Raw genomic sequence first — 12,280 nt, forward strand, 5'->3', positions numbered from 1 at the left:
TTAGTTCACCCTTTCTAATTTTTCGTTGCTTGCTACAATTAATAAGTTTAATTTGGCTAATGCTTTTCCAGAGTCAATGCTATGTGCCGCGAGTTTAATTCCTTCTTCAATCGTTTCCGTTTTTCCATTTGCGAAAAGAGCTAGACCTGCATTTAATAAAACTGTATCGCGATAAACACTCTTTTCTCCGCTCAATACGCCGACTGTAATCTTTGCATTTTCTTTTGAATTCCCCCCTCTAATTTCTTCATTTTTCACTCTTGAAAAACCATACTTTTCTGGATCAATACTCATTTCCACTATTTCATTATCTTTTAAAAGGACTACATGATTTTCCCCTTGTAATGATGCTTCATCTAAAAAACCACTTCCATTTACGACAAGCGCTTGTTTCCGGCCTAACTTTTGTAATACTTGTGCAACTGGTAATAACATATCTCGTTTATAAATACCGACAAATTGTGTTTCTAAATTCACTGGATTTGTTAAAGGGCCAATTAAGTTAAAGATCGTCGGTACGTTTAATTCTTTTCTTATTTTCATAATGCGCCTTAGTGCTGGATGCATCGCTGGTGCAAATAAAAATGCAATACCTACATGCTCTAGTAAATAATCAATTTCGCTTGGCGTACTACTAATATTTACACCTAGTTCTTCTAATAAGTCTGCACTTCCTGTTTTACTAGAAACAGCACGATTACCATGTTTTGCAACCTTTACACCTGCTCCTGCCAGTACGAATGCTGATGTTGTGCTAATATTAAACGTTTGAGCACCGTCACCACCCGTCCCGCAATTGTCCATTGCTCCTTGTATATGGTTCGAAAATGGTAGTGCCTTTTCGCGAAGAGCTCGAACAAGGCCGTATATTTCTTCTGCAGTTTCACCTTTCGCTTTCAGTAAGACTAAGAAAGCTGCAATTTCACTTTCTAATATGTTTTCACTTAATAAAAGTAGTCCTGCTTTATACATTTCCTCTTCTGTTAAATGTTGACCCTCCACTAATTTACGAAGATAGTTATTCATACTCTTTCCTCCTCTTTTACTTCTGTTAAAAAGGCACGTATTAACTTTCCGCCTTCTTCTGTTGCGATTGATTCCGGATGAAACTGTAATCCGAAGAGCGGATAATAATTGTGACGGACTGCCATTATTTCTCCATCGTCCATCGCTGTCGCTAATATGTCAAAACACTTTGGCAAGCTCGTGTGCTCTGCAACAAGGGAATGATAGCGCATCGCCGTTAGCGGCTGTGTAGCGTATGAAAAGATTGACGTTCCGTTATGTTTCACACGCGATGTTTTTCCGTGTTTAATACGTTCTGCTCTAACAATGTCTCCTCCAAATGCAGCTATGATCGCTTGGTGGCCTAGACAAATCCCTAATATGGGAACGTTCTTATAAAAATGGCGGATGACGTCGATACAAATGCCGGCATCCTCTGGTTTTCCTGGTCCTGGTGAAAGTACAATTCCTCTTGGATTCATCTCTTCTAACTGTTCTATCGTTATTTCATCATTTCTTACAACTACAATTTCTTCTTCATGTTCGCCTAACAGTTGGTACAAGTTATATGTGAACGAATCGTAATTATCGATAAGTACAATCATTTCATAACCTCCAAAAGCGCTCTCGCTTTATTTAATGTTTCTTCATATTCAGCTACTGGATCTGAATCGTAAACGACTCCTGCTCCTGCTTGAACGTATGCTTTTTCATCCTTTACGACCATCGTTCGAATGGCGAGCGCCATATCAAGATTTCCTGAAAAACTAACGTATCCAACTGCTCCGGCGTATACATTTCTTTTTTCATTCTCTAGCTCATTTATAATTTCCATCGCTCTAATTTTCGGAGCTCCCGACACTGTTCCTGCTGGTAGGCAATACGCTAATGCATCAAATCCGCTCATTTGTTTCCGCAATATTCCGTAAACTTCAGATACAATGTGCATAACGTGAGAGTATTTTTCTACTTTCATATATTTATCTATCGTAACCGAGCCGATTTCGCTCACTCTACCAATATCGTTTCGCCCAAGATCTACAAGCATCATATGCTCTGCTCGCTCTTTCTCATTGCCTAACAGTTCTTTTTCGATTTCCTCATCTTCCCTTTTCGTTTTCCCCCTCGGTCTTGTACCAGCAATTGGATTCGTCATCACTTTATTCTCTCTTACTGATAGCAAACTTTCCGGTGAAGAACCGAGTACAACATAATCTTGAAAATCGATATAGAACATATATGGTGATGGATTTGCAATTCGAAGTTTTCGGTATAACGCGAATGGATCACCAATACATTCACTTTGTAAACGCTGTGACAGTACGACTTGGAATATGTCTCCAGCTCTTATATGTTCTTTCGCCATTTCTACCATCCCACAAAACTCTTTTTCCGTTATAGAAGAAGTGAATGATAATGTGGATTGTATTGCATTTACTTCAGTTTCTTCTCCTTGTAGCACTTCCTCTTTGTATACTCGTAGCCTTTCGTATACTTCCTCATAATCTGCTGAATCATCTTCCCTGCATACATATACAAACGACAACCTTTGGCGTAAATGATCGTAAACGATAAACTCACGATATAGTAAGAGGTGTACTTCCGGAATATTTAATGGGTCGTGTAAATCCGCTCCAATGTTTTCATACTGCCGAATGACATCATATCCAATATAACCAACTGCTCCTCCGCAAAATGGAAATGGGCTGTCTACTTGTGATGGTGCGATTATTTCTTCTAACACTTGTAGTACGTTACCTTGTAACTTTTCTGCCCGGCCGAAAATCGTTCGTTCTACTTCCGTACCAACGCTTTTTACTTCTTCATAAGGATTACATCCTAAGTAAGAATAACGCCCTTTATCTTGATGAAGCTGTGAACTTTCTAATAAAAATTTCTTCTTTCCTTTCATACGTCTATATAAAGAAATTGGCGTAATGCTATCTCCTTCTTCTTCAGTAATTACTAAAAATGTCTTTCTCTCTCTTTTTTGTTTTATAAATTCTTCTTTCGTCATCATGTCCTTCACCTCACTCTGAAAAATAAAAAAGTCCCCTACATATCGAAAATATGTAGAGGACGATAAATATACCGCGGTACCACCTCGTGTTGGATGCAAAAGCATCCCGCTTTGTTCAGGTACAAATTTTATACCTTATCCTTGTAACGGCGGAACCCGGGTTGCCTACTAAAAATAATTGTTCAGCATACCTCTCGTAAGCCCATTCCGTATATGGCACCGTACCGGGCTCCCACCTATTCCCGGCTCTCTGTAACGTCTCCAATATACGTACTCTTCTTACTTAAACGATTTCATTTATTTAATTTTTTATACACAAAAAGGGAGTACTCATCCTATAGAAAGGACGGGTACTCCCGTGGTGCCACCTTAATTCGTTACAAATGTAACGCACTTTACCGTATCAAAAACAATACGTGTCTCTTGTATCGATGAGATCATGTCGCCAAAGCCTACTTCTTTCGTTTCGGTTTGGAAGCTCCGAAGCCCATTCCACATCAATTCCATACTGATTCGCACCAACCATCAGCTCTCTGACATGTTCATCATGTGTACTCTTCTTCATCAACGCTTGCATTTTTTTAAGTTGCACTCATTATAGACCTGACTTTTTTCACAAGTCAATACTTTTTTAAAAATTTTATTTTTCTTTCCTTTCAATATTATATTGACAAAACAACCTCTTTTTATGTAAATATAATAAATACTCTATTAAAAATAAGGTTTTTTGTATGAATATTATATATTAAAAAAGTAAAATAACATCAAAAAACGCTTACATTTCTGAAAATTCGTATTTCTATATGGATTTTTCAGAATAATCATGATAGATTATAAAGTGAAACTTTAATCAGTAGGGGTTTTGTTCATCCCCCACTTATTATTAGTTGAACTAATCGGGCATTTACGGGCAGTTGATCTCCCACCTAACTTCCTTGCCCATCCAATTTTAAGGTGGGAGTTTTACTGCCCGTTCATGCGGGATAAATATGCATAACGCATCAAAAGACATGACAAAAGAAAGGGGAACTACATGAGTACGCAGATGTTAATTTTAACTTCTATCTCTATTTACATGCTTGGGATGCTAATTATCGGCTATTTCGCTTATAAGCAAACATCCAACTTAACAGATTATATGCTTGGCGGGCGTACACTAGGCCCCGCAGTAACAGCATTAAGTGCTGGAGCAGCTGATATGAGTGGTTGGCTTTTAATGGGCTTACCCGGTGCAATGTTTAGCGTTGGATTAAGTAGTAGCTGGATTGCGATTGGCCTAACATTAGGCGCATATGCAAACTGGCTTTATGTCGCTCCTCGCTTACGTACCTACTCTGAAATTGCAAATAACTCTATTACTATCCCAGAATTTTTGGAACACCGTTTCCACGACAAATCCCATATGCTACGTTTAGTATCTGGACTTGTTATTATGATATTTTTCACGTTTTATGTAGCTTCAGGATTTGTCTCTGGTGCTGTATTATTCGAAAATTCATTTGGACTCAATTACCATGTTGGTCTTCTTATCGTTGGTGGAGTTGTCGTAGCTTACACATTATTTGGTGGATTTTTAGCTGTAAGTTGGACAGACTTCGTGCAAGGAATCATTATGGTAGTCGCTCTTATTCTTGTTCCAATCGTAACAATTATGCACGTAAATGGACTTGGTCCAGCATTTGAAACAATTAAATCTATCGATCCGGCATTATTAGATATTTTTAAAGGTACTTCTGTATTAGGAATTATTTCATTATTCGCATGGGGCCTTGGTTATGTTGGACAACCACATATTATTGTACGCTTTATGGCGATTTCTTCTGTAAAAGAAATTAAAAGTGCACGACGTATTGGTATGAGCTGGATGATTTTCTCTGTTGCTGGAGCTATGTTTACTGGCCTTATCGGTATTGCATACTATTCAAAAGCAGGTTTAAAACTTTCTGATCCAGAAACGATTTTCGTTGAACTTGGCACTATTTTATTCCATCCACTTATTACTGGATTTTTATTAGCAGCTATTTTAGCAGCTATTATGAGTACAATTTCTTCTCAACTTCTCGTTACTTCGAGTGCAGTAACAGAAGACTTATATAGAACATTCTTTAAGCGTGATGCTTCTGATAAAGAACTTGTATTTGTCGGTCGTATGGCTGTTCTTGTTATCGCTTTAATTGGATGTGCATTAGCGCTTAAACAAAATGATACGATTTTAGCTCTTGTTGGATACGCTTGGGCTGGGTTCGGTTCTTCATTCGGACCTGCTATTTTATTAAGCTTATATTGGAAACGTATGACGAAATGGGGCGCACTTGCTGGTATGATTTCTGGTGCCGCTACTGTTATTATATGGACTCAATTCAAATTCTTAAAAGATTTCTTATATGAAATGATTCCAGGTTTCGCTATTAGTTTACTAGCCATCGTAATTGTTAGTTTACTAACACAACCTTCAAAAGAAGTTGAAGAGCAATTTGAGGATTTCGAAAAACAACATCGTCATAATTTATAAAAAAATCTCTGCTGTTATCGTAACAGCAGAGATTTTTACAGTTCGACAATCTTCTTATCAAATTTAACAAATTCTTTATGTTTCGTTAAATTTAACATAACACTACTCCTTTATAGTATGAGTATCAGCACTTATACAGAAAGGGGACTCCAACATGTTAGCAGCTTTCCAGCAACAACAAACACGAAAATTTTCACCTATCACAAATACTTCTGCGTCTTGTTTAAACATGCAACCTAACCCGCCTAAAATTTCAATTGCTCCTTCTGTTATTTCAGTCATCGGTGTTCATATGGAAAAACATAAATTAAAAATAAAAACGGGACAAAACATTGTGTTATCAGCTTCCATTTTGCCAATACAAGCAACGAATAAAGAGCTTATTTGGTCAAATATGAATTCTGATATCATCACCATATATCCAAAAGGTGACACCGTGACAATTACTGGAAAAAGCGCAGGTAGAGCAGTCGTAATTGTCACAACTGCTGAAGGCAAATTCCGTGACCTATGTGTCATTCATGTACAACCTTATATGACAAATCCAAAGTAAAAGAGTGGCTTCGTAGCCACTCTTTTACTTGATTTCAATATTTGAGTTTTTACTTTTTACAAGATTAATAAATTGTTCTTTATTTCTTGGAGAAATACTTTTTGTTTTATGTGTATCGTAAACAATTTCAAGTCGGTCAAATGATAATGCATGGGCTGCTATTGGATTTTTCGTATTTGAAATTTGTTTTATATCTCGTATAAAAATACGTTTTGTAACGAGACCCGATCTAATCGTAATTATTTCTTCCCGGGCAATATATCTTGCCAAAAAACAACTCCAGCTAAACAACATTGCTAATGGAATTGTAAAAAGCAAAAGAAAATATTCTCTCCCTACAAAAATTGGTGCAAAACAAGCACCCAAAACAATAAAAAAAATTGGATATAACCATGTATCTTTTTTTGATGGAAACTCCATTTCCCTTCCCCTTCTACGCCCGTATTTCTATAAAACAAAAAGAGAAGTATCACAACTTCTCTTTTCTCCCCTAACACTATAATTCCTGTGTGTACATCGGCTCGTTTACGACATTTTTTGCTGTTCGCTTTTGTTGCTGCAGTAAGAAAACAGATACACCAAACAATACGAGCATGCTACCGATAATTTGCATTGCCTTTAATTTTTCTCCAAGTAAGAAGAACGCAAGTATAGATGCTCCAACAGGTTCTCCTAAAATACTCATTGAAATTGTCGTTGCATTTACATAATTTAATAGCCAGTTATTAATTACATGTGACACTGTCGGCACAACCGCAAGTAAAAGAAAAACGGTCCAATCCCACTTCGTATAACCTGTAAAGGGTACTTGCAATATGACATTATAAATCCCCATAAAAAGACCTGCGAATGCAAAGACTGTAAAGCTATAAATCCAGTGTGATACTTTCTTTACTGTCGTTTGCCCGATAAATAAATAACCGACAACTGCTATTACACTTAGAAAGGATAATATGTCTCCATAAATTGCTTGCTTACTTAAACCTAAATCTCCCCAACCAATGCACATTACGCCTAGAATAGCGATTCCCATCGTTGCAATGGCTGAATATGTTGTTCTTTCTTTAAACAGAAAAAAACCTCCAACTAAAGATACGATCGGTTGAAGTGCCAAAATAATTGTTGAACTAGCAACTGTTGTATGCTTTAAAGATTCAAACCATAAAAGAAAATGAAGTGCTAAAAAGAAACCAGATCCAATTAAAAAGCCCCAATCTTTCATTTGAATCCTATTAAATTCCTCTCTTTTTTTCCATACGATAGGCAGCATAATAAGTACGATAATCCATAAGCGGTACATACTTAATATTGAAGATGGTGCTGAGGACATCTTTACAAAAACTGCTGCAAAGGAAATAGCAATTATAGAAATAGCCAATGGTAGTGCGATTGATTTTTCTTGTTTCAAATCCTGTCTCCCCTCTCACCTGTCAAAAATCCCACTTCATTATATCCGTTTTCTTTCGTAACTTAAATACTAATTTTTTAGATTCTTCGTACCATTATGGTAAAATAGAAATTAAGGCACCAATTAGTGAATATTTATTTCCTTTTTCACTACAAGCGTCGCTCTTACAATCGTTACAGTAAATTTTTATTTAGGGGGATCTACATGAGTCAAACAATAGGGAGAATTGAAGAAATTTCATTTTATAGCGCATCACTTCAAGAAGACGTTACGCTTCTCGTTTATTTGCCAGTAAATTACACACCACTGCACAAACATACAGTCGTAATTGCACAAGATGGTAGAGATTATTTTCAGCTTGGTAAAGCGCACCGTGTAATTGAGCGCCTTCGTGAAACTGAAGAAATTGACCGTACAATTATTGTCGGTATTCCATATAAAAATGTACAGGATCGTAAAGAAAAATATTTCCCAAGTGAAGTGAAAAATGCTGCATATATTCGTTTCCTTGCTCATGAACTTGCACCATATATTGATGAAAATTATCCAACGTACCAAATGGGAAAAGGTCGTGTTTTAATTGGTGATTCTCTTGGCGGAACAGTTTCCTTTATGACTGCACTTATGTATCCGCATACATTCGGTAAAGTCGTTATGCAATCACCATTTGTGGATGAGACAGTGATGAACTTAGCAAAAGACTTCAAAGATCCACAAGCATTAGAACTGTATCACGTCATTGGTACAGAAGAAACGGCTGTAAAGCGTACTGATGGACAAGTATCTGATTTCGTAGAACCAAACCGTGAGTTAAATACACTTCTCACAGATAGAAATTTCATTACGCATTACGAGGAGTTTGAAGGTAATCATACTTGGAAATATTGGCAAACTGATTTACCGAAAGCCTTCTCTCATATTCTATCAATGAAATAATAGAGAGCAGTATTCAGAATAATTTGATATAATAGATAAAGAGATTTATTTATCTCAAAATCTAACTAGACTTACAAAGGGAGGAATTGGAACATGAAATTAGGCATTGTAATTTTTCCATCTAAAATGATTCAAGATAAAGCGAACGGATTGCGTAAGCGTTATGACCCGCACTACGCATTAGTTCCGCCACATATTACATTGAAAACACCCTTTGAGACGCAAGATGAACAATTAGAATCGATTGTAAACGAGCTACATACAATCGCAGGTAAAACGAATCCTTTCACCCTTCATGTTGGGAAAGTTGGTTCATTCGCACCTGTTAATAACGTCCTTTATTTTAAAGTAGAAAAAACACCTGAACTTACTTTCTTAAATGAAGAAATGCATGGCGGGTTATTCACACAAGAACGCGAATATGCTTTCGTACCTCACTTAACAATCGGACAAGGCTTATCAGATGCAGAGCATGCTGATGTATTGGGTCGATTACGTATGAAAGATTTCTATTATGAACAACCAATTGATCGTTTCCATCTTCTATATCAATTAGAAAATGGAACATGGACTGTACACGAAACATTCCACCTTGGAAAGGGGAACAACTAATTTGCACGCACAGATTGTACAAACGGACGAACAACTAAGAGATGCATTCTCTGTACGTAAACAAGTGTTTGTAAATGAACAACGTGTCTCTGCTGAAGAAGAGTACGATGAGTTTGAAGAAACTTCAACACACGTTGTTATATATGACAATGATGTTCCAGTTGGTGCTGGACGTTTTCGCACCCTTGATGGTATAGGGAAAATGGAACGCATTTGCGTGCTAGGTTCCCATCGTAAAAAAGGTATCGGAAAAATTGTTATGGATGCGCTTGAAGCGTATGCAAAAGAAAATTCGCTACCAAAATTGAAACTTCATGCTCAAACACATGCTGAAGATTTCTATAAAAAACTTGGCTATGTAACGAGTTCTGATGTATTTATGGAAGCAAATATCCCGCACGTCGTAATGATAAAAGAATTATAATTTGAAAGCAGGAGGTGACCCCTCCTGTTTTTTACATTGCTATTTTCTTTTTCTTCCGCTAAAGTTAAATGTTGATGCTATAGTTTTGAAGGTGAACATATGACACAAGAAAAATTTTCACAAAAATCGTTAACACACGCCGATATTCCGCGTGCGACATATCATATTCCGAAAACATCTACCCATTTAATTATGGAAGAAGATGTAGATGCGGCTTATTTCCGCGCTCTCGAACAACAAAATGTTTTTTTAAACGAAAAACAATTAGAAGCCGTGCGCACAACAGAAGGTCCTGTTCTCACACTAGCTGGTGCTGGAAGCGGGAAAACATCTGTTTTAACAACTCGCGTTGGTTATTTAGTAAATGTAAAACAAGTTCATCCACGAAATATTTTATTACTTACATTTACACAAAAAGCAGCTGAAGAAATCCGAAGTCGTGTTGCGAAGTTACCAGGTATGAATCGTGCAGCAAGTAGCTATGTTGTTGCTGGTACATTCCACTCTGTTTTCTTAAAATTGCTTCGTAGTCAAGGGTATAATCAGCAAATTTTAGCAAATGAAAAACATAAACAAATTATGATAAAGAAAATCTTAAAAGAATTGCGTTTAAAAGACGATTATGATGCGGAAACGATACTCGCGATGATTTCACTTGAGAAAAACAAATTAAATCGTCCGAAAGATGTAAAAGCGAAAACACCAGTGGAACAAGAATTTAAAGAAGTATATGAACGTTTTGAAGAAGTAAAACAACGATACAATTATATTGATTTCGATGACATCTTATTGGAAACATATTATATGTTAGAAAATAATGCTCCTTTACTAACTCAATTACAACAACGTTTTCACTACATTGAAGTAGATGAGTTTCAAGATACATCGTATGCACAATATGAAATTGTAAAATTGTTAGCCACACCAAGAAATAATTTGTTCATCGCAGGTGATGATGATCAAGCTATCTATGGCTGGCGAGGGGCAAGTCACCAAATAATTTTATCTTTTCCAAAAGAATTTGATAACACAACAATCATTGCACTAAATACGAATTATCGATCCAATCCCTTTATCGTCGGGCTTGGAAATGAAGTTATAAAATTAAATCAAGAACGTTTTGATAAAGAGCTATACTCCGTTCGTGAGGAAGGTGTACAACCTTTTTATTCAAGACCTGCTACGACTCTTGATGAAGCAAATCAAATTTTACAGCTCATTCAAGAAAAAGTGGATAGCGGTGAACGAAACTATAAAGATTTTTGTTTACTGTATCGCACACATTCTGTAAGCCGTTCGTTACTTGATCAGCTTACCATTCATAAAATCCCGTTTATTAAACACGGGGCGAGCCAATCATTTTATGAACATTCTTTAATTAAGCCTGTATTAGATCATTTAAGACTCGTGATTGAGCCGTTTCGACTAGAATCACTTTCAAACATATTGCCGACGATGTATATCGGACGTGATGATTGTATTTCATTTATTGAGCGTGAACAATGGAAATATGGTGAAGGCCGTTTTCCTTCTCTTCTTCATTTCTTATTATTAAATCCGAGCTTAAAACCTTTTCAAGTGAAAAAAGTAAATGAGCGTATTGATTTTATTAAATTTATTAAAGAATTAGAACCGAAAAAAGCATTAAAAGAAATCATTCATGGTAAAGGAAAATATTTAGAGTACTTACAAAGTAACGATCGTTCTTCCTTTACGATGCATAAAGACATACAAGAAGAAATGTTGGAAGAATTAATGGAGTCTGCAACTCGTTTCACCGATATTCCAGCTTATTTACAATTTATTGACGAAGCAATTCAAGGTCAAAAAGAAATGGAAGCATTAAAAACAATGCCGCAAAAAGATGCCGTTTCACTTATGTCAATTCATAACGCAAAAGGCCTTGAATTTCCATGTGTCTTTTTACTTGGAGCGAGTGATGGGATCCTGCCGCATACTTCTTCTTTAAAAGATGCAAATGATCGTGTTACGGAAACTTCTGAAGCATTAGAAGAAGAACGCCGATTACTTTATGTCGCCATTACACGTGCGAAAGAAGAACTTTACATTTCTTCTCCGCAATTTTTCAGAGGAAAGAAATTAGATATATCTCGTTTTTTATATACTGTGCGAAAAGATTTACCTGAAAAGACATCCACTAAATAAGGATGTCTTTTTTTATAATGCGTTATGTACATCCCTCCTATATAAATTCCTTGTTTTTATCATAAGAATTAACGTAATATCAACCATATCCCACTCATATTGTAATAGTGTATGTCAGAACTCACGAGAAGGAGTGAACATAATGAGCTGCAATTGTAATGAAGATCATCAACATGAGTGTGATTTCAACTGTGTATCGAATGTTGTTCGTTTTATACATGAACTACAAGAATGTGCAACGACAACATGTGGATCTGGTTGCGAAGTTCCATTTTTAGGTGCACATAACAATGCATCAGTAGCTAATACACGTCCTTTTATTTTATACACAAAAACTGGAGAACCTTTTGAAGCATTCGCACCATCTTCAAGCCTTACTAGTTGCCGATCTCCTATTTTCCGCGTAGAAAGTATAGATGATGATGACTGTGCTGTATTGCGTGTATTAACTGTAGTTTTAGGTGATGGTACCGCTGTACCACCTGGTGACGACCCAATCTGTACGTTTTTAGCTGTACCAAATGCAAGACTAATATCAACCTCCACTTGCATTACTGTTGATTTAAGTTGCTTCTGCGCTATTCAATGCTTACGCGATGTTTCTATTTAAAACTAAATAATGAGTTAAGCATGGATTGGGTGGC

The 12,280-nt window shown here is 36.5% G+C and carries 12 protein-coding genes and 2 other annotated features; of the genes, 7 read left to right on the forward strand and 5 right to left on the reverse strand.

All coding sequences use genetic code 11. The features are described from left to right. Genes trpD through trpE form a run of 3 tightly spaced genes read right to left on the reverse strand, consistent with a single transcriptional unit; the run spans window position 1 to window position 3,025 of the window. Complete coding sequence (gene trpD, locus DN400_RS16565) at window positions 1-1,026, reverse strand: anthranilate phosphoribosyltransferase (RefSeq protein WP_001067370.1); 1,026 nt, start codon at window positions 1,024-1,026, stop codon at window positions 1-3. Beyond that, a complete protein-coding gene (locus tag DN400_RS16570) occupies window positions 1,023-1,610 on the reverse strand; it encodes an aminodeoxychorismate/anthranilate synthase component II (RefSeq protein ID WP_000636319.1) in 588 nt (195 codons plus the stop codon). Before DN400_RS16570 ends, trpD begins: the two co-directional genes overlap by 4 nt. Beyond that, window positions 1,607-3,025, reverse strand: coding sequence for an anthranilate synthase component I (trpE, locus tag DN400_RS16575; RefSeq protein WP_002093911.1), 1,419 nt, complete (start codon window positions 3,023-3,025; stop codon window positions 1,607-1,609). Before trpE ends, DN400_RS16570 begins: the two co-directional genes overlap by 4 nt. Window positions 3,026-3,077: 52 nt before the next feature. Then, window positions 3,078-3,322: a binding site (T-box leader), on the reverse strand. 42 nt (window positions 3,323-3,364) lie between these two features. Beyond that, window positions 3,365-3,602 (reverse strand) — a binding site (T-box leader). 456 nt (window positions 3,603-4,058) lie between these two features. Between trpE and putP the strand changes: the two genes are divergently transcribed. Together putP and DN400_RS16585 are read left to right on the forward strand one after the other, a co-directional pair. Further along, the gene (putP, locus tag DN400_RS16580; protein WP_000107189.1) at window positions 4,059-5,537 is read left to right on the forward strand and encodes a sodium/proline symporter PutP; all 1,479 of its coding nucleotides are present in this window, start codon (window positions 4,059-4,061) and stop codon (window positions 5,535-5,537) included. 154 nt (window positions 5,538-5,691) lie between these two features. Continuing rightward, the gene (locus tag DN400_RS16585) at window positions 5,692-6,090 is read left to right on the forward strand and encodes an Ig-like domain-containing protein (protein ID WP_000878735.1); all 399 of its coding nucleotides are present in this window, start codon (window positions 5,692-5,694) and stop codon (window positions 6,088-6,090) included. A 24-nt stretch (window positions 6,091-6,114) separates the two neighbouring features. Here the strand turns inward: DN400_RS16585 and DN400_RS16590 are convergent, their stop codons facing one another. Together DN400_RS16590 and DN400_RS16595 are read right to left on the reverse strand one after the other, a co-directional pair. Further along, a complete protein-coding gene (locus tag DN400_RS16590) occupies window positions 6,115-6,510 on the reverse strand; it encodes a PH domain-containing protein (RefSeq protein ID WP_147801758.1) in 396 nt (131 codons plus the stop codon). A gap of 76 nt (window positions 6,511-6,586) precedes the next feature. Beyond that, the gene (locus DN400_RS16595) at window positions 6,587-7,498 is read right to left on the reverse strand and encodes a DMT family transporter (protein ID WP_147801759.1); all 912 of its coding nucleotides are present in this window, start codon (window positions 7,496-7,498) and stop codon (window positions 6,587-6,589) included. Window positions 7,499-7,702: 204 nt separating this feature from the next. Here DN400_RS16595 and DN400_RS16600 point away from each other — a divergent pair, with 204 nt between their 5' ends. The 5 genes from DN400_RS16600 (at window position 7,703) to cotY (ending at window position 12,246) form a co-directional block, all read left to right on the forward strand. Next, the gene (locus DN400_RS16600; RefSeq protein ID WP_000084015.1) at window positions 7,703-8,434 is read left to right on the forward strand and encodes an alpha/beta hydrolase; all 732 of its coding nucleotides are present in this window, start codon (window positions 7,703-7,705) and stop codon (window positions 8,432-8,434) included. A gap of 93 nt (window positions 8,435-8,527) precedes the next feature. After that, window positions 8,528-9,046, forward strand: a complete 519-nt coding sequence (locus DN400_RS16605) for a YjcG family protein (protein WP_000765871.1) — start codon at window positions 8,528-8,530, stop codon at window positions 9,044-9,046. Between the two features lies 1 nt (window position 9,047). Next, the gene (locus DN400_RS16610; protein WP_000543305.1) at window positions 9,048-9,470 is read left to right on the forward strand and encodes a GNAT family N-acetyltransferase; all 423 of its coding nucleotides are present in this window, start codon (window positions 9,048-9,050) and stop codon (window positions 9,468-9,470) included. Between the two features lie 99 nt (window positions 9,471-9,569). Then, on the forward strand, window positions 9,570-11,636 hold the full coding sequence (locus DN400_RS16615; protein ID WP_000191206.1) for an ATP-dependent helicase: 2,067 nt from the start codon (window positions 9,570-9,572) through the stop codon (window positions 11,634-11,636). A 142-nt stretch (window positions 11,637-11,778) separates the two neighbouring features. Continuing rightward, window positions 11,779-12,246: a spore coat protein CotY gene (cotY, locus tag DN400_RS16620; protein ID WP_001277719.1), complete on the forward strand. Its 468-nt coding sequence runs from the start codon at window positions 11,779-11,781 to the stop codon at window positions 12,244-12,246. Window positions 12,247-12,280 lie beyond the last annotated feature (34 nt).

This window comes from Bacillus sp. AR8-1, from assembly GCF_008042345.1.
Lineage (GTDB): Bacteria > Bacillota > Bacilli > Bacillales > Bacillaceae_G > Bacillus_A > Bacillus_A cereus.

Excerpts from the sequence above, each read along its gene's own strand:
- DN400_RS16605 (WP_000765871.1), top strand. The coding sequence starts at position 8,528 with ATGAAATTAGGCATTGTAATTTTTCCATCTAAAATGATTCAAGATAAA.
- DN400_RS16590 (WP_147801758.1), bottom strand. The coding sequence starts at position 6,510 with ATGGAGTTTCCATCAAAAAAAGATACATGGTTATATCCAATTTTTTTT.
- putP (WP_000107189.1), top strand. The coding sequence starts at position 4,059 with ATGAGTACGCAGATGTTAATTTTAACTTCTATCTCTATTTACATGCTT.
- trpD (WP_001067370.1), bottom strand. The coding sequence starts at position 1,026 with ATGAATAACTATCTTCGTAAATTAGTGGAGGGTCAACATTTAACAGAA.
- DN400_RS16585 (WP_000878735.1), top strand. The coding sequence starts at position 5,692 with ATGTTAGCAGCTTTCCAGCAACAACAAACACGAAAATTTTCACCTATC.
- cotY (WP_001277719.1), top strand. The coding sequence starts at position 11,779 with ATGAGCTGCAATTGTAATGAAGATCATCAACATGAGTGTGATTTCAAC.
- DN400_RS16615 (WP_000191206.1), top strand. The coding sequence starts at position 9,570 with ATGACACAAGAAAAATTTTCACAAAAATCGTTAACACACGCCGATATT.
- trpE (WP_002093911.1), bottom strand. The coding sequence starts at position 3,025 with ATGATGACGAAAGAAGAATTTATAAAACAAAAAAGAGAGAGAAAGACA.
- DN400_RS16600 (WP_000084015.1), top strand. The coding sequence starts at position 7,703 with ATGAGTCAAACAATAGGGAGAATTGAAGAAATTTCATTTTATAGCGCA.
- DN400_RS16570 (WP_000636319.1), bottom strand. The coding sequence starts at position 1,610 with ATGATTGTACTTATCGATAATTACGATTCGTTCACATATAACTTGTAC.